Genomic DNA, 24809 nt, shown 5'->3' on the forward strand with positions numbered 1-24809 from the left:
ATCTCCGCGTAGGCGGAGATCTAGAGACCTCAAACGTTCTCGCACGAAAGTCCCGTGGATCCCCGCCTACGCGGGGATGACGAGTAGGAAAGGTCGCAGCGGCCGAAGCTGCGATCGCGTCGCACCTGCACTACTGCATATATCTACATCGCTATCGCAACGGCTACCGCAACACCCGCACCGCGCCTGACTCGCACCCCGCATCCGCCACAGCCCCGCACGCTCCCGATGCAACGCACTGCCACGACGGACTTCCCTTCGCAATGAACGCGACCGCCCTACCCGCTCGATCCGGTATTCCCAGCCGCGATGGCAAAGATGCGCGCAACGACCGTCTGTTTCGTTATGTGCTCACCGCCACCGTCATCTTCGTCCTGTTCGCTCTCGCCAGCGCCGCCTTGTCGATGCTCTGGGGCGGCCGCCACGTGCTGGCCAAGGAAGGTCTCGATTTCTTCATCACCGCCGAATGGAACCCGGTCGAGGACCAATACGGCGCGCTCGTCCCGATCTACGGCACCATCGTCACCGCACTGATCGCGATGGTGATCGCGGTACCGGTGAGCTTCGGCATCGCCTTCTTCCTGACCGAAGTCGCACCGCGCTGGGCGCGCGGCCCGATCGGCACCGCCATCGAACTGCTCGCCGGCATTCCCTCGATCATCTACGGCATGTGGGGCCTGTTCGTGCTGGTGCCGGTGATGACCGAACACGTCACGCCCTGGCTCAACGACCACGTCGGCACCTGGCCGGTGATCGGCAAGCTGTTCCAGGGCCCGCCGCTCGGCATCGGCATGCTCACCGCCGGCATCGTCCTGGCGATCATGGTGATCCCGTTCATTTCCTCGGTGATGCGCGAAGTGTTCCTGACCGTGCCGACCCGGCTCAAGGAATCGGCCTACGCGCTGGGCTCGACCAAGTGGGAAGTCAGCTGGGACATCGTCCTGCCCTATACGCGCTCGGCGGTGATCGGCGGCGTGTTCCTCGGTCTCGGCCGCGCCCTCGGCGAAACCATGGCGGTGGCCTTCGTGATCGGCAACTCGGTCAACTTCTCGGCCTCGCTGCTCGAGCCGGGCACGACCATCGCCGCGCTGATCGCCAACGACTTCGGCGAAGCCACCGAGACCTATCGTTCGGCGCTGCTGCTGCTCGGCTTCGTGCTGTTCATCGTGACCTTCTTCGTCCTCGCCGCCGCGCGGCTGATGCTGATGCAACTCTCGCGCAAGGAGGGCAACTGATGAACGCGACTCCCGCTCCCATCGACGCCGAACTGCAGCGCCGCCACCGCGTCGCCGATTCTCTGTACGGCCGCCGCCGCGTGTTCAATGCGATCGCCGTAATCATGGCCTGCGCCGCCGCCGCGTTCGGCCTGTTCTTCCTCGGCTGGATTCTCTACACCCTGCTCGCCAAGGGCCTGGGCGGCATCAACCTCGCGCTGTTCACCCAGAACACGCCGCCGCCGATGCAGGAAGGCGGCTTGCTCAACGCCTTCTTCGGCAGCGCGGTGATGTGCCTGATCGCGATCGTGCTGGGCACCCCGCTCGGCATCGCCGCCGGCACCTGGCTGGCCGAGTACGGCGCAGGCCGCAAGATCGGCACCGTGGTGCGCTTCGTCAACGACATCCTGTTGTCGGCGCCGTCGATCGTGCTGGGCCTGTTCGTCTACACCCTGGTGGTGATGCAGAGCGGCGGCAATTTCTCGGCCTTGGCCGGTGCGATCTCGCTGGCCTTCATCGTGCTGCCGGTGGTGGTGCGCACCACCGACGAAATGCTGCGCCTGGTGCCTTCGCAGATGCGCGAGGCCGCACTCTCGCTCGGCGTGCCGCAATGGAAGGTGATCGTGCAGGTGCTGTACCGCAGCGCCTCGGCCGGCATCGTCACCGGCGTCCTGCTCGCCCTGGCGCGCATCTCCGGCGAAACCGCGCCTCTGCTGTTCACCGCCTTCGGCAACCAGTACTGGAGCCACAACGTGCTCCAGCCGATGGCCAGCGTGCCGGTGGTGATGAACCAGTTCGCCGGCAGCCCTTACGAAACCTGGCAGACCCTCGCCTGGGCCGGCGCCCTGGTGCTCACCTTCTTCGTCCTGGTCGTCAGCCTGCTCGCCCGCGCCCTCGTGTTGCGCAATCGGATCTCCAATGACTGATCTCTCGAACCAACCCGTTGCCCGGACCCCGGCCATGAACGATGCACGCCTTTCCGTCGCCACCCCGGACCGCGCCGCGGCCGTAGTCGGCGCTTCGCCGGTCAAGCTCGCCGCGCGCGGCCTGGACTTCTACTACGACAAGTTCCATGCCCTCAAGTCGATCAACCTGGAGATCCCCGAGAAGCAGGTCACCGCGCTGATCGGCCCCTCGGGTTGCGGCAAGTCGACCCTGCTGCGCATCTTCAACCGCATCTACGCGCTGTATCCGAAGTTGGAAGCGCGCGGCGAAGTGCTGCTCGACGGCGAGAACATCCTCGACCCGAAGTACCCGATGAACCGCCTGCGCAGCAAGGTCGGCATGGTGTTCCAGAAGCCGGTGCCGTTCCCGATGACGATCTTCGAGAACGTGGCCTACGGCATCCGCCACCACGAGAAGCTGTCGAAGTCGGAAATGACCGATCGCGTCGAGCAGGCCCTGCGCCAGGGCGCGCTGTGGGACGAAGTCAAGGACAAGCTGGCCCAAAGCGCCCTGGGCCTGTCCGGCGGCCAGCAGCAGCGTCTGTGCATCGCCCGCGCGGTGGCGTTGAAGCCGTCGGTGCTGCTGCTCGACGAACCGACCTCGGCGCTGGACCCGATCTCGACCAGCCGCATCGAGCAGCTCGTCGAAGAGCTCAAGAAGGACTACACGATCGCGATCGTGACCCACAACATGCAGCAGGCCGCGCGCGTGTCCGATTTCACCGCCTTCATGTACCTGGGCGACCTGATCGAGCACGGCCCGACCGAACAGATCTTCTCCAAGCCGACCAAGCAGCAGACCGAGGACTACATTACGGGCCGCTTCGGTTGAAGCAGTCGGGAATCGGGAATGGGGAATCGGGCATCGCCGAAAGCGAGAGCCGGTTCCGACGTTACCCGCGCCCGTCCGAGCTGTACCGATGTTGCCGTTGTCTTTACCGGTTCCCGATTTCCCATTCCCGATTCCCGGCCCAACGCCCATGAGCACCCAAATGCACGACCACATCGTCAAGAGCTACGACGACGAGCAGCGCCGCTTGCTCGACGAAACCCTGCGCATGGGCGAGATGGCCGCGTCCCAGCTCGAAGCCGCGCTGGACGTGGTCCAGCGCCGCGACGACAAGGCCGCCGAACGCATCATCGCCAACGACGAGGCGATCGACGCGCTCGAACAGGAAATCAGCCACGACGTCATGAAGCTGGCCCTGCGCGGGCCGATGGCGCGCGACCTGCGCGAGATCCTGGCGGCGATCCGCATCGCCTCGGACATCGAGCGCGTCGGCGACTACGCCGCCAACGTCGCCAAGCGTTCGACCGCGCTGAACCTGTCGCCGCCGCTGCCGCACGTGGCCGGCCTGCACGCGCTGGGCACCCTCGCGGTCAAGCAACTGCGCGACGTGCTGACGGCCTATCGCGACAACGACATCGAACTGGCGCAGAGCGTGCGCGCCCGCGACGCCGAGGTCGACACCGCCTACACCGGCCTGTTCCGCGAACTGCTGACCTACATGATGGAAGACGCACGCAGCATCACCGCCTGCACCCATCTGTTGTTCATGGCCAAGAACATCGAGCGCATCGGCGATCACGCCACCAACATCGCCGAGAACGTCTGGTTCCTGGTCAAGGGCGAAGAGCAGTTGCCGCCGCGCGAGAAGCGCGACGACACCAACACCACCGGCGCGGTCTGACCTCGCCCCGCCCGCTCCGGCACGGTCCGGGGCGGGATTCGCGCAGACGCGTCGCGCTGCGTTGCAGCAAAGCCCCCAACCAGGGCGACGCGACCGACCGATGAGCGGGTCGAATCTTGCGCCCGTATTGCCGCCACCGGCTGGCCTGCTCGCCCTGCAAACGGTTACAGCCGTTCCAGACTGAATCCGCTCTAAACGAATCCGCCAACGCCGTCGCAATCGCGAACCGATCGGCCCCTCTCCAAACTCTTGGTACATGCCCGTAGCGCCCTGCTGCGGTGTATTTTGCCTACCTCGGAGGAGACCCGGGCATGACCTTGCTGATGGCGAACGGGGATTTGGCGGCCGCCCGCTCGGGCGACCGCGCCGCGCTGGAGCGCGTGCTGACGCACTCGCGCCAGGATCTGCGCCGCTACGCCGAGTACCACTGCGTCATCAACGACATCGAGGACGCGGTCCAGGAAAGCCTGATCACCGTCTCGCGCAAGCTGCGCGACCTGCGCGTGCTCGAATGCTTCGTCTCTTGGACCTTCCGCATCGTCAAGCGCGAGTGCAACCGCCTCAAGCGCGGTCGGCGTATGCTCAGCGGCGATGTCATCACCGATGAAATCCTGCCGGTGGTCACCCCCGAGCCCTGCGAATGGCGCCACGATGTCGCCGCCGCACTCGAATCCCTGCCTGCGCACTACCGCGAAATCGTCCTGTTGCGCGACCTGGAGGGCCTGACCATCGCCGAGATCGGCGATCAACTCGGACTCAGCCGCGAAGCGGTGAAATCGCGCCTGCACCGGGCCCGCATCCTGGCCCGCGAGTATCTCGCTCCGTGATGCCCCCTTGCCTCGCTTACACCCGTATCGCTACGCAGCCCCCGGATCCGTAACCGCTCACTTCGATAGCTTTGCACACCGCATCCAGACGGAACCCGGCACACTGGGCCGTTCATCCCGACGGCGGGCCTCCCGCCGTCATCGCCACGTAGGAGTCATCCATGTCCAAGCAAATCAAGAAGCCCATCGCCCTCGCTATCGGCGCCACCCTGCTCGGCGGCTTGAGCCTGTCGGCTTCCGCGTTCGCCATGAGCGATCTCTCGCAGGGCTACCTGCTCGGCGCCCAGCAGGCTCCGCCGGCCGCCGAGAAGGCCGCCGACGCCAAGGCCGCCGCCGATACCGCCAAGCACGCCGAAGGCACCTGCGGCGCCGACAAGAAGGCGAAGGAAGGCAGCTGCGGCGGCGACAAGAAGCACGCCGAAGGCAAGTGTGGCGAAGGCAAGTGCGGCGCCGACAAGAAGAAGGCCGGCGAAGGCAAGTGTGGTGAAGGCAAGTGCGGCGCCGACAAGAAGAAGGCCGGCGAAGGCAAGTGCGGCGAGGGCAAGTGCGGTGGCGACGCGAAGGCCGCTGCCGCCGCCCCGGCCGCGACCGCTCCCACCGCCACCAAGGCCAAGAAGGCCGCGGAAGGCAAGTGCGGCGAAGGCAAGTGCGGCGGTTCGGTCTGATCGCAACCGGCACATGATGATGGACCGCTCGCGTCCCCTGAAACCGGATGCCGTCGGCCTCGGCCTGCGGCGGGCCCTGCTGGGCCCGCTGCAGTCCGCTGCGGCCGGAGATTTCGACTTCCTCGAATGCGCGCCGGAGAACTGGATCGGCATCGGCGGCCGTTACCGCGAAGCCCTGCGCGATCTGGCTTCGCGCCATCCGCTGGTCTGCCACGGCCTGTCGCTGTCGCTGGGCGGCACCGCGCCGCTCGACGAGACCTTCCTGATCCGGGTACGCCGTTTTCTCGACGAACACCGCGTCGCCTGCTACAGCGAACACCTCAGCTATTGCAGCGACGACGGCCATCTCTACGACCTGCTGCCGATTCCTTTCACCGAGGAAGCCGTGCACCACGTCGCCGCGCGCATCCGTCGTACCCAGGACATCGTCGGCCGCCGCATCGCGGTCGAGAACGCCTCCTACTACGCCGCGCCGCACCAGGAAATGAGCGAGATCGAGTTCACCCGCGCGGTACTCGCCGAAGCCGATTGCGAGCTGCTGCTCGACGTCAACAACATCTACGTCAATTCGATCAACCACCGCTACGACCCGCGCGAATTTCTCGCCGCTATGCCGGGCGAACGCATCGCCTACCTGCACGTGGCCGGCCATTACGACGAGGCCGAAGACCTCAAGGTCGACACCCACGGCGCCCCGGTCAAGCACGAGGTCTGGTCGCTGCTCGGCGACGCTTACCGTTTGTTCGGCGCGCGCCCGACCCTGCTCGAACGCGACTTCAATTTCCCGCCGTACGAAGAACTCGTCGGCGAGCTCGACATCGTCCGCCGGGTGCTGGGCGAGGCCGCACCGCAGGCCGGCGCCGCGTCGCGCGCCCAAGCCGCACGATGAGCGACAACGCAAGCATGAGCGACGCCCCTTCGCGACTGCGCGCGCAGCAGTTCGAGCTGACCCGCCACCTGCGCGACCCGCAGGCCAGCCCGGCGCCCGCCGGCATCGAAGACCGCCGTCTCGGGATCTATCGCGACCTGCTGTTCAACAATATCGAAGGCCTGTTGGCCAGCAATTTCCCGGTCATCCGCAAATTGCTCGGCGAACAACGCTGGACCGCGCTGGTGCGCGATTTCTACCGCGACCACCGCTGCCACACCCCGCTGTTCGCCGAGATCGCCCGCGAATTCCTGCGTTACCTGCCCGAACGCGACGCCGACGATCCGCCGTTCCTGTCCGAGCTGGCGCATTACGAATGGGTCGAACTGGCGCTGCAACTCAGCGAAGCGCAGGCTCCGCAGGACGACGCCGGCATCGGCGACGCCGACCTGCTCGAACATGCTCCTGAGCTGTCGCCGCTGGCCTGGCCGCTGGCCTATGCCTGGCCGGTGCACCGCCTCGGCCCGGAGCATCAGCCCGAGCAGCCGTCGCCGACCCCGACTCTGTTGCTGCTGCGCCGCGAGGCCGACGGCGAGGTGCGTTTCTCCGAGTTGAGCCCGCTCGCCTTCCGCCTGATCGAACGCATCGGCGAAACGCCGGGGCTGAGCGCGCGCGAACAACTGCGGGCGCTGGCGCAGGAAGCCGGCAGCGACGACGTCGCCGCCTTTCTCGAATTGGGCCACGGCCTGCTACGGCAGATGCGCGCCAGCGGCGTGATCTTTTTTGCTGCGCCGGCGAATCCTTTCGCCTGACTGCCGCCTCTTGTAGTGGAAAGCGCCGGCCAATCGGCGCAGGTCCCCACTGGAGCAGCTCATGGCCCGTCCCCGTATCGCAACCTGCCTCGCCCTGCGCGATCGTCTCGCCGGTGTCGGCGCCTGGCTCTCGCCGCTCGGCCTGCGCCTGCTGCTGGCCTGGGAGTTCTACGAATCCGGGCGCGAAAAACTGCACGGCGAAAACTGGTTCGGCAACGTCATGGCGAACTTTCCGTTTCCGTTCGACCGCGTGCCCGCCGACCTGAGCTGGGGCATGGCGACCTGGTTCGAACTGCTCGGCGGCGTGGCACTGCTGATCGGCCTGGGCACACGCTTGGTCGCTGCTTCGCTGTTCGTGCTGACCGTGGTCGCCATCGCCGCGGTGCACTGGCCGCAGGACTGGATGGGCCTGTCCCAGCTCGTCCAGGGCTACGCCATCACCGACCAGGGCGCCGGCAACTACAAATTGCCGCTGCTGTTCCTGGCGATGCTGTGGCCGCTGATCCTCGGCGGCGCCGGCCGCCTCAGCCTCGATGCCCTGCTCGCGCGTGCGGCGGCCCTGTGTGCGCCGGCGCCGCGCGACGACCTGACCGGCTGGGGCCTGGTCCTGCTGCCGGTCGGTGTGGTCGTGGCGATGCTGCTGCCGGCGCCGGGCCTGGCCCTGGCCGGGCTCGGTGCCGCGTTGTTGCTGGCCGCGACGGCCCGCTCGCGCCGAACCCGAGGGGCAGGAGCGGCGTCCCAAGGGGATTTCCTACGCTCACCGGCCTCGACCGCGCAATCGCGATGACGACGCTCCGGGATTGCGCGGTCGCGACTCGTGACCGCGCAGTTCCTCTCGGCTCGGCCGCCGCTGCCGGCCCCGCGAAGCCCCGCGTTGACCGCGCCGGAACGACCGATTCGCGACAACCTGCTAGGCTTTCGCGATGATCGAAACCGGCCCCACCCCGTCCATCGCCCCCGCGGCCCCCACTCTCGCCAACCGTTTCCGCGGCTACCTGCCGGTCGTCGTCGACGTCGAAACCGGCGGCTTCGATTGGAACAAGCACGCCCTGCTCGAAATCGCGGTGCAGCCGCTCGAACTCGACGCCGACGGCCGCCTGGTCCCGGGCCCGATGAGCAGCGCCCATGTGGTGCCCGCACCCGGTACCTTGATCGACCCGAAGTCGCTCGAAGTGACCGGCATCGACATCGACCATCCGTTTCGCGACGCCAAGCCCGAGCGCCAAGCCCTGGAGAGCGTGTTTGCACCGGTGCGCGAAGCGCTCAAGCGCCAAGGCTGCCAGCGCGCAATCCTGGTCGGCCACAACGCCCACTTCGACCTGAACTTCCTCAACGCCGCCGTCGCCCGCAGCGGCCACAAACGCAACCCCTTCCATCCCTTCAGTGTGTTCGACACCGTCACCCTCGCCGGCGTCGCCTACGGCCAGACCGTGCTCGCGCGCGCGCTGCAAGCCGCCGAGCTGGAATGGAACGCACAGGACGCGCATTCGGCCGTCTACGACACCGAGCGCACCGCGCAGCTGTTCTGCAAGATCGTCAACGCCTGGCCGCAGCGCGGCATCAGCGCTCCCTGAGCGGTCCGGATCCGGACCGCTGCGCATCGACAAGGAGTCGGCTCGTGCGCGCATCGCCAAGTAATTCATCGGCCTATGTCTGGCTGCCTGGCCAAGGCCCCAGTGCAGGCGCGTTACAGCGTCTGCGTGAACGCGCGCCCTTGCCTGAGCAAGCGATGGGCGAAGCCTGGTTCATGGGCGACGAGCGGCACATGTACACCGCGCTGATGCACGAAGATCCGCAACAGTGGCCGCGCACGGAACTGGATTCGGCGCTGTACGAACTGAGCTCGGGCCCCGTTTCATTCGGACCGATGCGCGAATGGATCTTGTGGTTCGCGTTCCTGTTGCCGCGCGCACTCGAATTGGTCGGGCGATTCCGGGCCGATGCCTTTATCGACCGGCAACTCTACGCGGCGCTCGTTACCGCGACGTTCGTGCACTGTCCCGACCCGGAGCAGCTGCCGGCCGGCGTGCGCCGCGACCTGCTCGACACGCTGGGCCGCGCGATGTTCGCGCCTTCGCACTGGAGCGCCTGCGGATTGGCGACGAACGCGTTCTTCTCGCCGGTGCAACGCTTGCCCGGCCTCCACCCCAGCGATTCGCTTTATCCCGCCGGTGCGTTCTCGGCCTCGTGCACGCTGATTGCGAAGTACCTGGAACCCGAGTTCATCGAGGGCTGGCTGGCGTCTGCCCTGGCCATCGACGATCCGTATTGGCGCGCGGGCTGGGTGGCCTGGCTTGCTGGCGCGGCGCCGATGCTGCTCGACGGCGCCTATCCGGATGCGCTGCCGCTCGACCGCGAACATCCGACTGCCTGGTCAAACAGCCATCTCGTGCAAGCACCGTCTGCATTGGTCGTGGCCGGCTCTGCGCCTGCTTCATTCCTCAGCGCCGAATCCCGTCATGCCCTGACAGCGGCATTACGCAAGCAACTCAGCCACGAACAGCTGCAACGATGGGGCGCCCGCTTGACCGAAGCCGGCGCGCAACGCCCCGACTTCGAATACATTTTCCTCAAATACCGCAGCGCAGCCCAATGCGTCCTCAACCGGTATCGACTGGACTGAACTCGCTCTTGCCGACGATGTTGCAAGCACGCAACACCTCGGAATTGGCCGCCCGGCGCCGAACGCCGCGTTGAATGGACTGCGAGCGGCACGGCGCCGCCACGACCGGCAGGACGCGCGGCCGCTTTCGCGCGCACATGCCGTTGCGCATGCAGGGAGGACAGGATGTTCGCTTTCGACGACGAGCAGTTTCTAGACGGTTATCGCCGGCGCTTCGGGCCGCTGCGCGACGAACTCGCGCAGGCCGTGCGTTTCCTGATCGGACGCATCGAACAGGACGCCAGCTTCAACCAAAACCCGGTGCATCGCCACCAGATCGCCTATTGCCTGGCGACGTTCAAGTGGGAGACCGCGCATACCTTGCGCCCCATCGACGAGTTCGGCGACGACGCGCGTTTCGAACGCCTTTACGGGCCGAATACGCGTGTCGGCAAGATGCTCGGCAATACCCGCGCCGGCGACGGCGCGCGTTTTCACGGCCGCGGTTATGTGCAACTCACCGGCCGCGCCAACTACGAGCGCGCCGGCAAGATCCTCGGCATCGATCTGATCAACCATCCCGACGAAGCCAAGAAGCCCGAGGTCGCCTATGCGATCGCCATGGAAGGCATGAAGAAGGGCTGGTTCACCGGCAAGAAACTCGACAGCTATTTCAAGCCCGGACAACTTCCGAACTACGAGGACGCGCGACGGATCATCAACGGCCAGGACAAGGCGCAGACGATCGCCGACATCGCACGCCGCTTCGACGAGTTGCTGGTCAATTCGCTGCACTGATCGCCTCGCGACGCAGGCGCGGACAGTGGCGCACACCGGCGCTACAGGAGGTCGCGCCGGTGTGCAGGCGACGGTGCGAATCGCCGACGATCGATTACGAGCTGGCGATTGCGGGCAGGCGGAAGCTCAGGCCAGCTTCAAGCCGACCAGGCCGGCGACGATCAACAGCACGCTGGCTACGCGCAGCGTATTGAGCGGTTCGTTGAACAGCACGATGCCGAGAATGACCGTGCCGACCGCGCCGACGCCGACCCAGACCGCATAGGCGGTGCCGACCGGCAGCGACTTCATCGCCACGCCCAGCAGGCCGAGACTGATCGCCATCGCGGCGATCGTGCCGACCGATGGCCACAAACGGGTGAAGCCTTCGGTGTATTTCAGGCCGATCGCCCAACCCACTTCGAACAGGCCGGCGAAGAAAAGCAGAATCCAAGGCATGACGATGCTCCCATGATGATGGGGCCGTCCCCGGATGAAGTGATGCGAACGGGGTCGTCCCCGTTCGCGAACGATTATAACGAGCCCGATTCGGCGGGGCCGGCCGCGGTGTTCGCGGGGTCAGCGGGGGGTTACAAAGCAAGCGCAGCGCTGCGCTTGCGGGTTTCCCGCCCTGCCTGCAGGGACAGCCGACGACGACGATGCTTCGTCGCCGCATCCGACCACTGCGACGCGACGCCGCGTCGCAGGACAGTGGACGGCCCTGCCCCGAAGGGGCGAGCGCGTCCTGGCGCGCATCAACCGCGCTGGCGCACCGCCTCGAACAAGGTCACGCCGGCGGCCACCGAGACATTGAGGCTTTCCACACCGCCCGCGGCATCGCCGCCCGGCATCGGGATCTTGACCAACTGGTCGCAGGTATCGCGGGTCAGACGGCGCAAGCCATCGGCTTCGCCGCCGAGCACCAGGGCGACGTTGCCGCGCAGATCGATCGAGTACAACGAAGCATCGGCTTCGCCAGCCAGACCGTAGATCCACACGCCGAGTTGCTGCAGGTCGCGCAACGCACGCGCCAGGTTGGTCACCGGGATCACCGCCACGCTGTCGGCGGCGCCGGCCGAGGTCTTGCGCACGGTCGCGTTGACCTGCACCGACTTGTCCTTCGGGATGATCACCGCGGTCACGCCGGCCGCAGCGGCGCTGCGCAGGCAAGCGCCGAGGTTGTGCGGGTCCTGCACGCCGTCGAGCACGAGCACCAGCGCGCGGCCTTCGGCGGCCTGGATCAGGCCTTCGAGTTCGTTCTCGTTCCAGGTCTTGGCCGCGGCGTAACGCGCGACCACGCCCTGATGGCGCAGATTGCCGACCACGCCGTCGAGCGCCTGGGTCGCGACCCGGCGCACGTCGATGTCGGCGCGGCGCGCGGCGGTCTCGATCTCGGTCAGGCGCGGGTTCTTGGCGCCGGCCTCGATGAGGACCTCACGCACGTTCTGCGCGTCGTGTTCGATCGAGGCGGAGACGGCGTTGATGCCGGCGATCCATTGTTTCTGGCTCATGGGGATTCCGTGGGGCTGGGTCGCCGCGCGGCGGCCTTGGCGGCGGCGCGGTCGGGGGCGGACGGCAATTCTAAGCTACCGGGCCGGTGGCGGCTTCAGGACACGCCTACCGCGCCGCCCTTAACCGCAAGGGCCCCGCGCCGCCCTAGCAGTTCCCCCCTTTGAAAAAGGGGGGGGTTAGGGGGATTTGTTTTCGCTTGGCTTTGCGCCGCCCCAGTCGCAATAGCAAATCCCCCCCGCCGCCAGGGCACGGCGAAAACCGCTCCCAACAAGGCGCTCGCCCCCTTTGCCAAAGGGGGCGATGGTTCAGGGCCGGCGGTCGGAGCCTCAGTACTTCTGCTTGGTCCGCTTCGCCGGCTGTCCGCGCGGCGGCAGCGGTTTGGCGCCACGCTCCTCGACCAGGCGGAAGTCGATCTTGCGGTCTTCGACGCTGGCCTTGAGCACGACGATGCTGACCCGGTCGCCGAGGCGGAACTCGCGCGCGGTACGTTCGCCTTTCAGGGTTTTGCGGATCGGATCGAAGTGGTAGTAGTCGTGCGGCAGCTGGGTCACGTGAACCAGGCCGTTGACCTTGGATTCGTCGAGTTCGATGAACAAGCCGAAGCTGGTCACGCCGCTGATCGTACCTTCGAACTCGCCGCCGACGTGCTGCTCCATCCATGCGGCGCGGTAACGCTCGTCGACCTCGCGCTCGGCCTCGTCGGCACGGCGCTCGCGTTCGGAGCATTGCAGCGCCAGCGCGGTCATCTGCCGCGGCGAATACACGAAGGTCGCCGGCTGCGCACCGCCGAGCGCGTGCTTGATCGCGCGATGCACCAGCAGGTCCGGATAACGGCGGATCGGCGAGGTGAAGTGGGCATAGGCCGTCAACGCCAGGCCGAAGTGGCCGACATTCTCCGGCGCATACACCGCCAGGCTCTGGCTGCGCAACAACACCGATTCGATCAAGGCCGCATCGGGGCGTTCGCGGATCTTCTTCAGCAACTGGGTGAAATCGCGCGGCTCGACCTGCTTCCAGGCCGGCATGCGCAGGGCGAATTCCTTGAGGAACTCCTGCAGGTCGGCGTATTTCTGTTCCGGCGGACGGTCGTGGATGCGGAACGGCGCCGGCACCTGCTGCGCGATCAGGAATTTCGCCGCCTCGACATTGGCCGCGATCATGCATTCCTCGATCAGCTTGTGCGCGTCGTTGCGCTGAAGCATGCCGGCCTGCACCACTTCGCCGCTCTTGCCGAGGACGAAACGCACTTCGCTGGATTCGAACTCGATAGCGCCGCGCTTCTGCCGCGCTTTCAGCAGCACCTGGAACAACTGGTGCAGACGCTCGATATGCGGCAGCAGCGAGCCGATCTGCTCGCGCGCTTCGCTCTGTGCTTCCTCGGGGACGTCGCCGACCGCATTCCAGACCTGGGTATAGGTCAGGCGCGCATGCGAGTTCATCACCGCTTCGTAGAACTTCGACTGGGTCACTTCGCCGTCGCGGCCGATCTGCATGTCGCAGACGAAGCACAGACGATCGACCTTGGGATTGAGCGAGCAGATGCCGTTCGACAGGGTCTCGGGCAGCATCGGCACGACGAAACCGGGGAAATACACCGAGGTCGCGCGCTTCTGCGCTTCGTCGTCGAGCGGGGTGCCGGGACGCACGTAATGCGAGACGTCGGCGATGGCCACCACGAGACGGAAGCCGTCGCGATTGCTCTCGCAATACACCGCGTCGTCGAAGTCCTTGGCGTCCTCGCCGTCGATGGTGACCAGCGGCATTGCGCGCAGGTCGACGCGCTGCGCGGCGACGGAGGCCTCGACGGTCAGCGGCACCGCCGCGGCTTCGTCGAGGGTTTCCTGCGGGAACACGTCGGGAATCTCGTGGCCGTGGATCGCCGCCTGCACCGCCAGCGAGGCGGTGAGCTTGTCGCCGAGCACCGCCAGCACGCGGCCGATCGGCGGGCGCTTCGGGTCCGGCGCCTGCAGCAGTTCGCACACGACGAGCTGGCCGTTCTGCGCATCCATGCGCGCGTCCGGCGGAATCTGCACGTTGCGCTGGATGCGGCGGTCGTCGGGCACGACGTAGCTGATGCCCGACTCGACCGTGAAGCGGCCGATCAGGCGATTGATGCGGCGTTCGAGCACTTCGACGATCGCGCCTTCGCGGCGGCCGCGACGGTCGACGCCGGTGACGCTGACCAGCACGCGGTCGCCGTGCATGGCCTTGCGCATCTCGAACGGCGGCAGGAACAGGTCGTCGCCGCCGGCCTCCGGACGCAGGAAGCCGAAGCCGTCGGGATTGGCGATCACCACGCCGGGAATCAGGTCCATCTGCGCCGCCGGGGCGAACTCGCCCTTGCGGTTCTGGATCAACTGGCCGTCGCGCAGCATCGCGCCCAGGCGCTTGCCGAGCGCATCGACGCGATCGGGCTCGGTCAGTTGCAGGCGTTCGGCCAGCGCTTCGGCGCGCATCGGCCCGTCGGCAGCGACCAGGGTCTGCAGGATCAGTTCGCGACTGGCGATCGGCTGCGCATAGCGCGAGGCTTCGCGGTCGGCGTAGGGATCGTGGTAGGCCGGAGTACGGGCCGGACCGGAGGCGCTCTTGGCGTGCGGGCCTTTGGGCGGGCCGTGCTGGAGATTCTCGGGCAGCCAGGCCGGGCGAGGCGCGGCGGTCTTGCGGCTGCGGGGGCCGGCGCTCTGAGCGGCGCCGCCAGGGGTCTTGCGGGAGGGGGTTTTGCCACCGGTCGGACCGGTCTTGTTGCTTTTCGTCTTTTTTGTCATGCCGGTATGGTCTCACATCGCCATGAACAGGGTGTCTGTCGCGGCTTTCCGGCAGCCTGCTCCCGACGTGCGGTCGCTCGCGCCCTGCCCGCTCGCAGGCCGCCGCGCGGATGGCATGCAGGCCTGCGCTGCGCGCCGCATGCACGAGCATCGGCGCGACGAAGCTCGGTGGCGTCGCCCACCGCGTGCGCCGCAGCTGAACGAGAAAACCGCTGTTTTCATGCTGCTTCGCACAGCCATTCGGGTCGGCGTCACGTTCCGGGCATCGTCGAGTTGCAACGCAGCGCACAAATAATCCGCGCGTTCGCAAAGCCCGCGCCTTGTACTTCGAGCGCTTCGGCGAAGCCGGAAAGACCGCACAAAACCGCGTCCTGCGCGGTCGTAGGGTCCGTGCGTCCCCGCTGCGGCGGCGGACCGGCGGCACCGCCGCCCCCTCCCTATGGCACTCAAGGAATCGCACGATGATCCGCAAGAACGCGCTTTGCCTGGCGCTCGTCGCCGGGCTGTCCAGTTTCTCGATGCATGCCGCCACCCGCACCAACGCCGCCGAAATGGATTCGGCGCCGGTCACCGAAGCGCCCTCGGCCGGCGCGATGGGCGGCGCCGACTTCGCCGTTGCCGCCAAGGCCTCGACGCCGCGCTTGTTCAGCCTGGGCCGGCCGACCAGCCTGGACGTTTCGGCGCTCAAAGACCGTCGCGTCCGTCAGGACAAGAACGGCGAACCGCTCGAAATAGGTTTTGCCCGCGACATCGCCCGCAGCACGGTCGATCTGAACACCCTCGCCTGGCAGCCGCTCGCCGACGGCTCGCGCGCCGCGCGCTTCGAGGTCTCCTCCAGCGGCGCGGTCGCGCTGCGTGCCGGCCTGTCGCTGCGCGGCGCCGGTGCGACCTCGGCGACCCTGCATTTCGCCGGCAACGACGGCCGTATCTTCGAGCAACGCGGCGCCGACTTCGCCGGCAACGCGCTGGGTTGGTCGCCGGTGGTCGCGGGCGATACCGTCGTGGTCGAACTGATCCTGCCCAAGGGCGTGCGCACCAATGCCCTGAGCCTGAAGATCCCGCAGCTCTCGCACTTGGACATCAGCCCGGTCGCGAGCGAGCGCGAGTTCCAGGCCAAGATCGGCGAAAGCGACTACTGCGAAAAGGACATCGTCTGCCGCACCAGTCCGCCGTCGGGCTACCTCTCCGCCACCAAGTCGGTCGCGCGCATGACCTTCACCAGCGGCGGCGGCACTTACCTGTGCACCGGCACCCTGCTCAACAACAACCACTCGCCTAAGAAGCGCCTGTTCTGGACCGCGGCGCATTGCATCGGCAACCAGACCGTCGCCAACTCGCTGCAGACCTACTGGTTCTATAACGTCACCACCTGCAACGGCTCGACCGTCAACCCGGCCTATACCACGCTCAGCGGCGGCGCTTACCTGCGCCACGCCAACACCACCCGCGACACCGCCCTGCTCGAACTCAAGACCGCACCGCCGTCGGGCGCGGTCTATGCCGGCTGGTCGAGTGCGGCGATCGGCGCCACCGGCACCGCGATCGAAGGCATCCATCACCCGGCCGGCGACGTCAAGAAGTACTCGCTGGGTTCGGTGACCGGGCTGTCGACCTCGATCGACGGCAAGTCGCCGCTGTACCGCGTGGTCTGGAACACCGGCGTCACCGAGGGCGGCTCATCGGGCTCGGGTCTGTTCACCGTGACCGGCACCGGCGGCTACCAGCTGCGTGGCGGCCTGTACGGCGGTTATTCCTACTGCAGCGCGCCGCGCGACCCGGATTACTACTCGCGTTTCTCGGACATCTATTCGAGCGTGTCGAGCTATTTCAATCCCTGAGTGCGGTAGCGATTGCGATCCGGAACTCTCGATCGCATCGCAAACAAACGGCCGCTGCGTGGGCAGCGGCCGTTTTCGTGTTCGCGAGGCGCTCTGGCTCTTGGGTAGGAGCGGCGCAAGCCGCGACCACGCAGCTTCGGCCGAAGACGCGGTCGCGGCTCGCGCCGCTCCTACCCTTAAAGCCGAAGCCGCCGCATCGCTTAGCGAGGCGACGTCGTCAATGCCAAGGCATCTCGCCCTTGGCGACCTTCGCGCTGATCTCCAGCGACAGGTCGCCGCCCAGGTCGGGATAGCGCTTCTTCATCGCCGCGATCAGGGCCTTCGAGTCGGCCGCCTTCGCGGCTTCTTCGTCGAAGGCGCGGATGTAGCCGGCGCTGAAACGCACCGCTTCCACGTTCTGCGCCGCACCTTCGGCGAAATGCCCCGGGATCACCACATCGGGCTTGAGCTCCTCGATGCGCTTGAGCGTGGCCAGCCAGGCTTGGTGCGACTGCGGGGTCTGGGTGTCGGCCATGAACAGATGTTCGCCCGCGACCACCGGCACGCCGCCGGCGACGGTGCGGATCGACGGAATCCAGACATAACTGCGATCCGGCGTAGCGCCGTCGAGGCCGACGATCTGCAGCGACTGCCCCTCCAAGTCGATGCGATCGCCTGCGAGCGCCTGCGGCACGACGATGCGCTTGGGCGCATTCGCGCCGAGCTTCGGCCCCCAATAGGCGAATTTGCCCTCCTGGGTGCTGCGGATGTGTTCGACCGTCTGCGGCGTGGCGACGATCTTCGCCTCGGGGAAGGCGTCCTGCAGCGTGTCCAAGCCGAAATAGAAATCCGGATCGCCGTGGCTGATGTAGATCGTGGTCAGGCGCTTGCCCGAGGCCTTGACCAGGTCGACCAGCTTGCGCGCATCGGCGGCGGCGAACTGAGCGTCGATCAGCACCGCGTCGCGCGCGCCGGTCAGCAACACCGAGCTGACCTCGAAGATGCCCTGCTTGCCCGGGTTATAGACCTCGGTCTTGAGCGGAGCCGCTGCCGCCTCGGCCGGCGTCGGCGGGACCGCCGCCGTGGGCGCCGACGACGACTCGGCCGGCGCGGATTCGTGGCGGCCGCAGGCGGCCAGCGCCAGGCTCAGGCAAGCCGCCGAGATGGCCAGGAACAGGCGGTGGTTGTAGACGGGGTTCTTGGACATGGAGGTTTCCTCGAAGGGGCGATCTGGACGACGGCGGTGGCGGATGCGAGCTCGCGGCGGCCAGGGTGCGGGGCCCCGGGCGCAGGCCGCGTGACGGGGGCTGGGCGGCCCCAGGCCAGCTCCAGCCCGATAGCGGCCAGGATAGTTGCCTGGAACGGCGCGAAAAACCGCGTATAAGTCGACTGTCTTTTGCATATTCCGAGCGAATCGAATGGACCGGATGACCGCCATTGCCGTCTTCGTCGAGATCGCCGAACGCGGCAGCCTGACCGCCGCGGCCGAGGCCCTGGACATGTCGCGGGCCATGGTCACGCGCTATCTGGCCGAGCTGGAACGTTGGCTGGGTGTGCGCGTGCTGCACCGGACCACGCGGCGGATCGGCCTGACCGGCGCCGGCGAGACCGCCCTGGCCCGCTTCCGCCAGATGCTCGAGATCGGCGACGACCTGCGCCTCGCCCTGGCCGCCGACGATGCCGAACCGCACGGGCAGATCCGCATCACCGCCTCGATGTCGTTCGGCGCGAGTCATCTTGCCGCCGCGGTCGCCGACTACCTCGCACGCCATCCGCACACGCGCATCGACATGGTGCTGGGCGAGCGCGCGGTCAATCTGGTCGAGGAGCGCATCGACCTGGCGATCCGCATCGCGCGCGAACTCGACCCCAACCTGATCGCACGCCGGCTCAGCGTCTGCCGCTCGGTGCTGTGCGCCTCACCGGCGTATCTGGCCCAACGCGGGCGGCCGCAGCGCATCGAGGACCTCGCCGCGCACAACTGCCTGACCCATCACTACGTCGGCCGCAGCCTGTGGGAGTTCCGCCATCGCGGCGAACCGTGCAGCGTCGCGGTCGGCGGCAACCTCAGCGCCAACGAAGCCAGCGTGCTGCTCGCCGCGGCCCGCGCCGGCGCCGGCATCGCCCCGCTGCCGACCTACCAAGCCCTGGACCGGGTGCGCGCCGGCGAGCTCGAAATCGTCCTGCCGGACTACGAACTGCCGCCTATGGGCATCCACGGCGTCTACGCATCGCGTCGGCAGATGCCGGCGCTGGTCCGCAGCTTCCTGGACTTCCTGGTCGAACGTTTCGGCGACGAGCCCTACTGGGACCACGCCTGAGCCGTTCATCCGAACCTTTGAAAACGATATTGAAGGTTAGACGGAATCGACCTACCCTCGTGGCGAACTGCAAGGGTCCCGCATGCGCCTCGAACATCACGCTTTCCAGCCCGCCGATCTGGTCGGCGGCGATCCGGCCCTGGATCTGGTCAATACCGTCACCGCGCGCGACAGCGAGCCGCGCGACTGGCTCGACGACTACGCCGCCTTGCTGCGTTGGGCGCGGCAGGTCTCGTGTTTCTCGCGCACCGACCTCAATGCACTCGAAGCGCTGCAAGGCGAGGCACCGGCCAAGGCCGCTGCCGCGTTGGCGCGTTGCAAGTCCCTGCGCGAAGCCTTGTGCAACGCGCTGTATGCCCTCGCCAACGGCAAGGCGCCCGGCAGCGCCGATCTCGACGTCATCGACCAGGCCCGCCTGGCCGCATCGAAAGCCGCGCGCCTGGTGTCGCGGCGCTCGCGCCTGCAGACGGAGTGGTCGCCGCAACGCTCCGGGCTCGACCTGATCGCCCACGTGATCACCGCCTATGCCATCGAGCTGCTCAAAGACGCCCGCCTCGACCGCCTGCGCGTCTGCGACGGCCACGATTGCGGCTGGGTGTTCGTCGACACCTCCAAGAACGGCCGGCGCCGCTGGTGCGACATGGCGACCTGCGGCAACGTCGCCAAGGCGCGGCGCTTTCAGCAGCGCGTACGCGACGGCGATTGAGCCCGAACCGAACCCGACCGCCCACCGCGCGAGCGCCGCCATGGCCATGCACCGACCGTCGTCCGTTTCGCCGCTATTGGGTTCGCTCGTGCCCGGGCTGCTGTTGATCGCCGGCTGCGCCGATGCGGGCGCGCCGAACCCAACCGGCACAGCAATGCGCTGGACGCCGCCGGCCATCGCCAGCGACCAATACGAATCCTCGCCGACTTTCTCGCCCGACGGCCGCGAGCTGTACTTCATGCGCAGCGATCGCCAGTTCGGCAATTGGCGGATCCTGCATTCGCGTTGCGGCCGCGACGGTTGGTCGACGCCGCAAACGCCCTCGTTCGCCGCCGCATCCGGCGCCGATGCCGATCCTTTCCTGAGCGCCGACGGTCGGCGCCTGTACTTCGTCTCGACCCGCCACGATCCCGCCGGCGAAGATCTCGATATCTACTACGTCGAGCGCGGCGCCGACGGCGCCTGGGGCACTGCGCAGCGCCTGCCGGAGCCGGTCAATTCCAAGGCCTCGGAACTGCTGCCGCGCGCCACCGCCGACGGCCGGCTTTATTTCGGCTCCAGCCGCGCCGGCGGGCACGGCAAGAACGACCTCTACCTCGCCACGCCGCAGGCCGACGGCGGCTGGCGCGCGCACAACCTCGGCGCACCGCTGAGCACGGCCGCCGACGAATACGAAGCCGACATCGCCCGCGACGGCCGCAGCCTGGTCGCGGTGATCGATCGCGGCGGCCGCTCGCATCTGTACCGATTCGAGCGAGGCGAAGACGGTTGGCGCGAAAGCGGACGCATCGCCGCGCGCGGCGATGTGTTCCAGGTCGGCCCGCTGCTGTCGCCGCGCGGCGACCGCCTGCTGTTCGCCCAGGCCGACGGCGAACGCTCGGGCGAGTTGTTCCTGATCGATCTGGTCGCCAGGCCCGACCTGAGTTGGCCGCCGCGGTGTCCGCCGGCCCAGGCGACTCGTTGAACCTCGACAGACGGCGCAACGAATCAGGGCGGGATACCGCCCTCGCCTACACCGCGGGATGGACAGAAGCTCGAACCTAGGCGCTGCCCGCCGCGTCTTCGACCGCCGGCTCGATCGCTTTCGCACCGGCGCGCGGCTTCGGCGTGATCAACGGAGTCTGCTGCATGTTGCCGTACAGCAGCGATACTCCTGCGCCGACGCCGCCGACCAGCTCCAACTCGAAACGCTCGGCGTCGCGGTGGCGGATTTCGGCCACGACTTCGGCCGCCTCGTCCTGGGGCACGCCGAGTTCGACCAGGGCTGCTTCGCCGAAGTGCATCGCCGACTCGAAGGTCTCGCGTACCTGCAGATCGACGCCGGCATGCACCAGCTCCAGTGCGTGCTCGCGATCGAAGCTGCGCGCCAGCAGCCGCGCCTGCGGAAACTCGTGGCGGATCAACTGGGCGGTGACCGTCGCCGCGGCGCGGTCGTCGATGCAGATCGCGATCAACTGGGCGGTGTCCGCGCCCGAGGCGTGCAGCACGTCGAGACGGGTGCCGTCGCCGTAATAGACCTTGAAGCCGAAGGTCTGCGCGCTCTGGATCATCTCCACGTCGGTGTCGATGATCGAGACTTCGACGCCGCGCGCGAGTAGGGATTGGCAGACCACTTGGCCGAAGCGGCCGAAGCCGATCAGCAGCACGCTGCCGCCGAGGCCGTTGGGCTCGTCGATGCCTTCCAGCGACAGCGCGGTCTTCGGCGCCAGCCGGCGCAAGGCGATGATCGCGATCGGCGTCAACGCCATCGACAGCACCACGATCGCGGTCAGGTTGGCGCCGACGGTGGCGTCGATCAGGCGGGCACTGGCCGCGGCGGAGAACAGCACGAAGGCGAATTCGCCGCCCTGCGCCATCAGCACCGCGCGGTCCAGGGCTTCGGTGTGGCAGGCCTTGAGCAGCCGCGCGACGATGTAGATGCACACCGCCTTGACGATCATCAGTGCGACCACGCCGCCGACGATCAGCGGCCAGTTCGCCGCGACCACGGTCAGGTCCAGCGACATGCCGACGCTGAGGAAGAACAGGCCCAGCAGGATGCCGCGGAAGGGTTCGACATCGGCCTCGAGCTGGTGGCGGAAGGTGGATTCCGACAACAGCACGCCGGCCAGGAATGCCCCCATCGCCATCGACAGGCCGCCGACCTGCATCAACAGCGCCGCGCCGAGCACCACCAGCAAGGCCGCCGCGGTCATGACCTCGCGCGCCTTGGCCGCGGCGAGCACGCGGAACAACGGGTTCAACAACCAGATGCCGGCCGCCAGCAGCGCCGCCAGCGAGGCCAGGGCGATGCCGATGTCGAGCCAGCGCGAACGCGCGACGCCGTCGCCAGCGAGTTCGGCCGGCGCCATCAGGGCTACCAGGGCCAGCAGCGGCACGATCAGCAGGTCCTCGAACAACAGGATCGAGACGATGCGCTGCCCGCGCGGCAAGGCCAGGTCGCCGCGTTCGCCGAGGATCTGCATGACGATCGCGGTCGAGGTCAGCACGAAGCCCATCGCGCCGATGAAGGCGACCACCGGCGGGAAGCCGAACAACAGGCCGACCCCGGTCATCGCCGCCGAACACAGCAGGATCTGCGCGGTGCCCAGGCCGAAGATCTCGCGGCGCAGGCTCCACAGGTGCGAAGGCCGCATCTCCAGGCCGATCAGGAACAGGAACATCACCACGCCGAGTTCGGCGACGTGCAGGATCGCCTGCGAGTCGGCGAAGAAACCGAGCCCGAACGGACCGATCGCCAGGCCCGCGGCCAGATAGCCGAGCACCGAGCCCAGGCCGATGCGCTTGAAGATCGGCACCGCGATCACGCCCGCCGCCAGCAGCACCACCACCTTGACCAGTTCGCTGCCCTGCGCTTCGACTGCCATCGCGCGTTCCCCCTTCTCGATTCACTGCGGTACTCGGATACACGGCCGTCCTGACGGGCCGGACCGAGGTACTCGGATGCACGGCCGCCCCTTCCGGCCAGCCAGGACACAGCCTAACAGGAGCGCCGCGTACGGCTTGCGGGCACGTGCCCGCGGCGTTGCTATGATCGCGCCTCGCAACTCCCTTCTAAGGACCGGACCATGCTTCGCCGTGCGGCTGCGCTCGCCCTAGTTCTCTGCTGCGGCATGCTCTGCGGCGGCACGGCCCAGGCATCGAGCCCGACGGGTAGGACCAGCCTCGACGGCCTGCGCATCGTGCTCAGCTGGAACGCGGCCGAGGCCGATCTCGACTCGCACCTCAGCTATCCGGACCACCACGTCTATTTCGAGCGCAAGATCAGCGACGACGCGCGCCTGGACGTGGACGATGGCGCGCGCAAGAGCCCGGAAACCATGACCCTGCTGCGCAAGCGGGCCGGTTACGGCTACACCTATGCGGTGCACGATTTCGGCAACCGAAGCCGCCCCGAGGCCAGCGCGCTCTCGCGCAGCGGCGCCCAGGTCTCGCTGTATCTCGGCGAGCAATTGCTGCGCAGCTACCCGGTACCGCAGAACCGTCCCGGCAACTTGTGGCGGGTGTTCCGCATCGACGCCGAAGGCCGCTTGCAGGACATCGACCGGATCGATGCCAGCACGGCGCAGGCCGAACGCATAGACACCGAACTCGACCGGCTCGACGGCGCCGGCGACGATGCCGGCGGCGACGAGATCGAGGCCGGCCTGGCCGGTCCGGCCGCCCATGCCAACCAGCGCGGCGAAGCGGCCTACCGCGCCGGCAATCTCGAAGGCGCGGTCGCGCTGTACCAGCAGTCGATCGAGCTCGACCCCGATTTCGCCCTGGCCTACAGCAACCTGGGCTTGGCCTACGTCAAACTCGGCCGCAGCGCCGAGGCGATCTGGGCCTCGCGCAAGGCCATCGCCCTGGCCCGCGGCGCCAACGCCACCGCGATCCGCGCCGGCGCTTACTACAACATCGGCAAACTCTTCGAAGAAGCCGGCCGCTACGACGAAGCCATGTCGAACTATCTCTCGGCCAAGCGCGAGCAGCCCCACCCGACCTACGACAAGGCGATCGAACGGGTGCGCGGCCTGTGACGCCGCCCTCGTCGCCACGAGCGAGCCGATGAAATCCCCGCTTAAATCATCGTTTAGATCATCGCTTGGATCATTGCTGGCTTCGATCGCGCTGTGTCTCGCCGCCCCGCTGGCCCAGGCGGCTGGACCGTCCGCGGTCGCCAGCGCCGACCGCGCCACCTGGCCGCAGGCCTTGAATACGCAGGCCGCGTTCGACCGCGCCTCGCGCGCCGAGATCCTCGCCTTCGCCCATGAGCTGGCGGCCAGCGAAACTCTCGACGAGGCTGCCCTGCTCGCCCGCCTCAAGCTCAAGCAGATCGATCGCGCCTCGCTCGACAAGATCCGCGCGCGCTTCTGGCAGCGGCTCAGCGCGAACTATCGGCTGGCCTCGCGCTCGTGCACGCCGCGCGAAGCCTTCTGCGCTGCGGCCGACGACAGCGCGGCGCTGCGCCGACTCGCCGTGGCCTTCGACGCCGCACCCGACCGCAGCTACGCGGCCTGGCGCGCCGATGCCGCACGCTTCCATCGCATCTACCTCGACGAGACCCTGCGCCTGGCTGCTCTGTTTCCGCGGGTCAGCAGCGAAATCGACACCTATTCGGCGGCCGAACTCGACGGCAGCGAGTTGCGCGACCGCCAGTTCCTGCTGAGCTTCGACGACGGCCCGACCGCGGCCGGCGGCAATACCGACCGCCTGCTGGCAACCTTGCGCCAGGCCGGGCTCGACGCAACCTTCTTCGTGGTCGGCGAAGCGCTGCAACGGCGGCTGGGCGCCGCCCCGGCGCGGCCGAGCGATCTGTACGCCGGCATGTGCGTCGCCTCGCACGGCTGGGAGCACCAATCGCATGCGCGTTGGCCGCAATGGCAGGACTCGGTGATCCGCAGCGACGCCCTGGTGCGTGCCGCGACCGGCGCGGCGCACGTGCCGCTGTTCCGGCCCCCATACGGCCAACGCCGCGCCGACAGCGGGCCGTTCTTCGCCCAACAAGGCCTGCGCGTGGCCTTGTGGAACATCGACTCGCAAGACTGGAACGCCAAGGTCTCGGCCGCTGAGGTGCAAGGCCGCTTGCTCAGCCTGATGCTGCTGTGGCGCCACGGCACGATCCTGTTCCACGACATCCACGACAAGGCGCGCATCGCCCTGCCCGGGCTGCTGCAGCAGACCCGCGGCGCGGGCCTGGAGTGGCTCGACTGCAAACGCTATCCGGGCGGCGCCTGAGCCCAGCGCGAGCGGTTCGCGCGCGCCCGGCCGGGTTTCGTCGGGCCATGACCGGCTTCGTCGCAAAT

At 67.7% G+C, this 24809-nt stretch carries 23 protein-coding genes; 18 read left to right on the forward strand and 5 right to left on the reverse strand.

All coding sequences use genetic code 11. The features are described from left to right. Positions 1 to 263 precede the first annotated feature (263 nt). From pstC to GLA29479_RS06825, 12 genes are all read left to right on the forward strand, one after another. Entirely contained in the window at positions 264 to 1235 is a 972-nt protein-coding gene (gene pstC / locus GLA29479_RS06770; protein ID WP_057917513.1) for a phosphate ABC transporter permease subunit PstC, read from the forward strand. Further along, a complete protein-coding gene (gene pstA / locus GLA29479_RS06775; RefSeq protein WP_057917512.1) occupies positions 1235 to 2140 on the forward strand; it encodes a phosphate ABC transporter permease PstA in 906 nt (301 codons plus the stop codon). The genes pstC and pstA overlap by 1 nt, the downstream gene beginning before the upstream one ends. 34 nt (positions 2141 to 2174) lie before the next feature. Further along, on the forward strand, positions 2175 to 2990 hold the full coding sequence (pstB, locus tag GLA29479_RS06780; protein ID WP_057971150.1) for a phosphate ABC transporter ATP-binding protein PstB: 816 nt from the start codon (positions 2175 to 2177) through the stop codon (positions 2988 to 2990). Positions 2991 to 3138: 148 nt separating this feature from the next. Next, positions 3139 to 3849, forward strand: a complete 711-nt coding sequence (gene phoU, locus GLA29479_RS06785; protein WP_057917510.1) for a phosphate signaling complex protein PhoU — start codon at positions 3139 to 3141, stop codon at positions 3847 to 3849. Positions 3850 to 4160: 311 nt separating this feature from the next. After that, complete coding sequence (locus GLA29479_RS06790) at positions 4161 to 4676, forward strand: RNA polymerase sigma factor (RefSeq protein WP_057917509.1); 516 nt, start codon at positions 4161 to 4163, stop codon at positions 4674 to 4676. Between the two features lie 161 nt (positions 4677 to 4837). After that, positions 4838 to 5341: an HvfA family oxazolone/thioamide-modified RiPP metallophore gene (locus tag GLA29479_RS06795; RefSeq protein ID WP_082638355.1), complete on the forward strand. Its 504-nt coding sequence runs from the start codon at positions 4838 to 4840 to the stop codon at positions 5339 to 5341. A 13-nt stretch (positions 5342 to 5354) separates the two neighbouring features. Beyond that, on the forward strand, positions 5355 to 6230 hold the full coding sequence (locus GLA29479_RS06800; protein ID WP_211265037.1) for an HvfB family MNIO-type RiPP peptide maturase: 876 nt from the start codon (positions 5355 to 5357) through the stop codon (positions 6228 to 6230). Beyond that, positions 6227 to 7021, forward strand: a complete 795-nt coding sequence (locus GLA29479_RS06805) for an HvfC family RiPP maturation protein (RefSeq protein ID WP_248842808.1) — start codon at positions 6227 to 6229, stop codon at positions 7019 to 7021. The genes GLA29479_RS06800 and GLA29479_RS06805 overlap by 4 nt, the downstream gene beginning before the upstream one ends. A gap of 61 nt (positions 7022 to 7082) precedes the next feature. Beyond that, on the forward strand, positions 7083 to 7808 hold the full coding sequence (locus tag GLA29479_RS06810; RefSeq protein WP_082638357.1) for an HvfX family Cu-binding RiPP maturation protein: 726 nt from the start codon (positions 7083 to 7085) through the stop codon (positions 7806 to 7808). A 136-nt stretch (positions 7809 to 7944) separates the two neighbouring features. Continuing rightward, positions 7945 to 8595, forward strand: coding sequence for a ribonuclease T (gene rnt, locus GLA29479_RS06815; protein WP_057917507.1), 651 nt, complete (start codon positions 7945 to 7947; stop codon positions 8593 to 8595). A gap of 155 nt (positions 8596 to 8750) precedes the next feature. After that, positions 8751 to 9644: a hypothetical protein gene (locus tag GLA29479_RS06820; RefSeq protein WP_057971151.1), complete on the forward strand. Its 894-nt coding sequence runs from the start codon at positions 8751 to 8753 to the stop codon at positions 9642 to 9644. A 165-nt stretch (positions 9645 to 9809) separates the two neighbouring features. After that, positions 9810 to 10421: a glycoside hydrolase family 19 protein gene (locus GLA29479_RS06825; protein ID WP_057917506.1), complete on the forward strand. Its 612-nt coding sequence runs from the start codon at positions 9810 to 9812 to the stop codon at positions 10419 to 10421. A gap of 126 nt (positions 10422 to 10547) precedes the next feature. On the opposite strand, the gene sugE is transcribed toward GLA29479_RS06825, so the two are convergent. From sugE to rnr, 3 genes are all read right to left on the reverse strand, one after another. Further along, positions 10548 to 10859, reverse strand: coding sequence for a quaternary ammonium compound efflux SMR transporter SugE (gene sugE, locus GLA29479_RS06830; RefSeq protein ID WP_057917505.1), 312 nt, complete (start codon positions 10857 to 10859; stop codon positions 10548 to 10550). Between the two features lie 296 nt (positions 10860 to 11155). Further along, complete coding sequence (rlmB, locus tag GLA29479_RS06835) at positions 11156 to 11911, reverse strand: 23S rRNA (guanosine(2251)-2'-O)-methyltransferase RlmB (protein WP_031370459.1); 756 nt, start codon at positions 11909 to 11911, stop codon at positions 11156 to 11158. A gap of 327 nt (positions 11912 to 12238) precedes the next feature. Next, the gene (rnr, locus tag GLA29479_RS06840; protein ID WP_057917504.1) at positions 12239 to 14677 is read right to left on the reverse strand and encodes a ribonuclease R; all 2439 of its coding nucleotides are present in this window, start codon (positions 14675 to 14677) and stop codon (positions 12239 to 12241) included. Between the two features lie 461 nt (positions 14678 to 15138). On the opposite strand from rnr, the gene GLA29479_RS06845 reads away from it, so the two are divergent. After that, on the forward strand, positions 15139 to 16515 hold the full coding sequence (locus GLA29479_RS06845; protein ID WP_057917503.1) for a trypsin-like serine peptidase: 1377 nt from the start codon (positions 15139 to 15141) through the stop codon (positions 16513 to 16515). Positions 16516 to 16732: 217 nt separating this feature from the next. Here the strand turns inward: GLA29479_RS06845 and GLA29479_RS06850 are convergent, their stop codons facing one another. Then, a complete protein-coding gene (locus tag GLA29479_RS06850; protein WP_425599974.1) occupies positions 16733 to 17659 on the reverse strand; it encodes an MBL fold metallo-hydrolase in 927 nt (308 codons plus the stop codon). A gap of 253 nt (positions 17660 to 17912) precedes the next feature. Between GLA29479_RS06850 and GLA29479_RS06855 the strand changes: the two genes are divergently transcribed. The 3 genes from GLA29479_RS06855 (at position 17913) to GLA29479_RS06865 (ending at position 20485) form a co-directional block, all read left to right on the forward strand. Next, entirely contained in the window at positions 17913 to 18815 is a 903-nt protein-coding gene (locus tag GLA29479_RS06855) for a LysR family transcriptional regulator (RefSeq protein ID WP_057917502.1), read from the forward strand. Between the two features lie 82 nt (positions 18816 to 18897). Beyond that, the gene (locus GLA29479_RS06860) at positions 18898 to 19521 is read left to right on the forward strand and encodes a CGNR zinc finger domain-containing protein (protein WP_057971152.1); all 624 of its coding nucleotides are present in this window, start codon (positions 18898 to 18900) and stop codon (positions 19519 to 19521) included. A gap of 40 nt (positions 19522 to 19561) precedes the next feature. Further along, a complete protein-coding gene (locus tag GLA29479_RS06865) occupies positions 19562 to 20485 on the forward strand; it encodes a TolB-like translocation protein (RefSeq protein ID WP_082638361.1) in 924 nt (307 codons plus the stop codon). Between the two features lie 76 nt (positions 20486 to 20561). On the opposite strand, the gene GLA29479_RS06870 is transcribed toward GLA29479_RS06865, so the two are convergent. After that, entirely contained in the window at positions 20562 to 22388 is a 1827-nt protein-coding gene (locus tag GLA29479_RS06870; protein WP_057971154.1) for a monovalent cation:proton antiporter-2 (CPA2) family protein, read from the reverse strand. Between the two features lie 201 nt (positions 22389 to 22589). Here GLA29479_RS06870 and GLA29479_RS06875 point away from each other — a divergent pair, with 201 nt between their 5' ends. Continuing rightward, positions 22590 to 23543, forward strand: a complete 954-nt coding sequence (locus GLA29479_RS06875; RefSeq protein WP_082638363.1) for a YfaP family protein — start codon at positions 22590 to 22592, stop codon at positions 23541 to 23543. Positions 23544 to 23616: 73 nt separating this feature from the next. Then, positions 23617 to 24741 carry a polysaccharide deacetylase family protein gene (locus GLA29479_RS06880; protein ID WP_211265038.1) on the forward strand — a complete coding sequence of 375 codons (1125 nt, stop codon included), beginning with the start codon at positions 23617 to 23619 and terminating at the stop codon, positions 24739 to 24741. The last annotated feature ends 68 nt before the right edge of the window (positions 24742 to 24809 follow it).

Origin of the sequence: Lysobacter antibioticus (assembly GCF_001442535.1) — a bacterium.
In the GTDB taxonomy this organism is placed as follows: Bacteria; Pseudomonadota; Gammaproteobacteria; order Xanthomonadales; family Xanthomonadaceae; genus Lysobacter; species Lysobacter antibioticus.

What these genes read in the sequence shown, in the direction of transcription:
- GLA29479_RS06855 (WP_057917502.1), top strand. Translation starts at nt 17,913, where the DNA reads ATGGACCGGATGACCGCCATTGCCGTCTTCGTCGAGATCGCCGAACGC.
- GLA29479_RS06805 (WP_248842808.1), top strand. Translation starts at nt 6,227, where the DNA reads ATGAGCGACAACGCAAGCATGAGCGACGCCCCTTCGCGACTGCGCGCG.
- GLA29479_RS06870 (WP_057971154.1), bottom strand. Translation starts at nt 22,388, where the DNA reads ATGGCAGTCGAAGCGCAGGGCAGCGAACTGGTCAAGGTGGTGGTGCTG.
- GLA29479_RS06820 (WP_057971151.1), top strand. Translation starts at nt 8,751, where the DNA reads ATGGGCGAAGCCTGGTTCATGGGCGACGAGCGGCACATGTACACCGCG.
- pstB (WP_057971150.1), top strand. Translation starts at nt 2,175, where the DNA reads ATGAACGATGCACGCCTTTCCGTCGCCACCCCGGACCGCGCCGCGGCC.
- pstC (WP_057917513.1), top strand. Translation starts at nt 264, where the DNA reads ATGAACGCGACCGCCCTACCCGCTCGATCCGGTATTCCCAGCCGCGAT.
- rnr (WP_057917504.1), bottom strand. Translation starts at nt 14,677, where the DNA reads ATGACAAAAAAGACGAAAAGCAACAAGACCGGTCCGACCGGTGGCAAA.
- GLA29479_RS06810 (WP_082638357.1), top strand. Translation starts at nt 7,083, where the DNA reads ATGGCCCGTCCCCGTATCGCAACCTGCCTCGCCCTGCGCGATCGTCTC.
- GLA29479_RS06825 (WP_057917506.1), top strand. Translation starts at nt 9,810, where the DNA reads ATGTTCGCTTTCGACGACGAGCAGTTTCTAGACGGTTATCGCCGGCGC.
- rnt (WP_057917507.1), top strand. Translation starts at nt 7,945, where the DNA reads ATGATCGAAACCGGCCCCACCCCGTCCATCGCCCCCGCGGCCCCCACT.
- phoU (WP_057917510.1), top strand. Translation starts at nt 3,139, where the DNA reads ATGAGCACCCAAATGCACGACCACATCGTCAAGAGCTACGACGACGAG.
- rlmB (WP_031370459.1), bottom strand. Translation starts at nt 11,911, where the DNA reads ATGAGCCAGAAACAATGGATCGCCGGCATCAACGCCGTCTCCGCCTCG.
- GLA29479_RS06800 (WP_211265037.1), top strand. Translation starts at nt 5,355, where the DNA reads ATGATGATGGACCGCTCGCGTCCCCTGAAACCGGATGCCGTCGGCCTC.
- GLA29479_RS06795 (WP_082638355.1), top strand. Translation starts at nt 4,838, where the DNA reads ATGTCCAAGCAAATCAAGAAGCCCATCGCCCTCGCTATCGGCGCCACC.
- GLA29479_RS06865 (WP_082638361.1), top strand. Translation starts at nt 19,562, where the DNA reads ATGGCCATGCACCGACCGTCGTCCGTTTCGCCGCTATTGGGTTCGCTC.
- pstA (WP_057917512.1), top strand. Translation starts at nt 1,235, where the DNA reads ATGAACGCGACTCCCGCTCCCATCGACGCCGAACTGCAGCGCCGCCAC.
- GLA29479_RS06860 (WP_057971152.1), top strand. Translation starts at nt 18,898, where the DNA reads ATGCGCCTCGAACATCACGCTTTCCAGCCCGCCGATCTGGTCGGCGGC.
- GLA29479_RS06790 (WP_057917509.1), top strand. Translation starts at nt 4,161, where the DNA reads ATGACCTTGCTGATGGCGAACGGGGATTTGGCGGCCGCCCGCTCGGGC.
- sugE (WP_057917505.1), bottom strand. Translation starts at nt 10,859, where the DNA reads ATGCCTTGGATTCTGCTTTTCTTCGCCGGCCTGTTCGAAGTGGGTTGG.
- GLA29479_RS06875 (WP_082638363.1), top strand. Translation starts at nt 22,590, where the DNA reads ATGCTTCGCCGTGCGGCTGCGCTCGCCCTAGTTCTCTGCTGCGGCATG.
- GLA29479_RS06845 (WP_057917503.1), top strand. Translation starts at nt 15,139, where the DNA reads ATGATCCGCAAGAACGCGCTTTGCCTGGCGCTCGTCGCCGGGCTGTCC.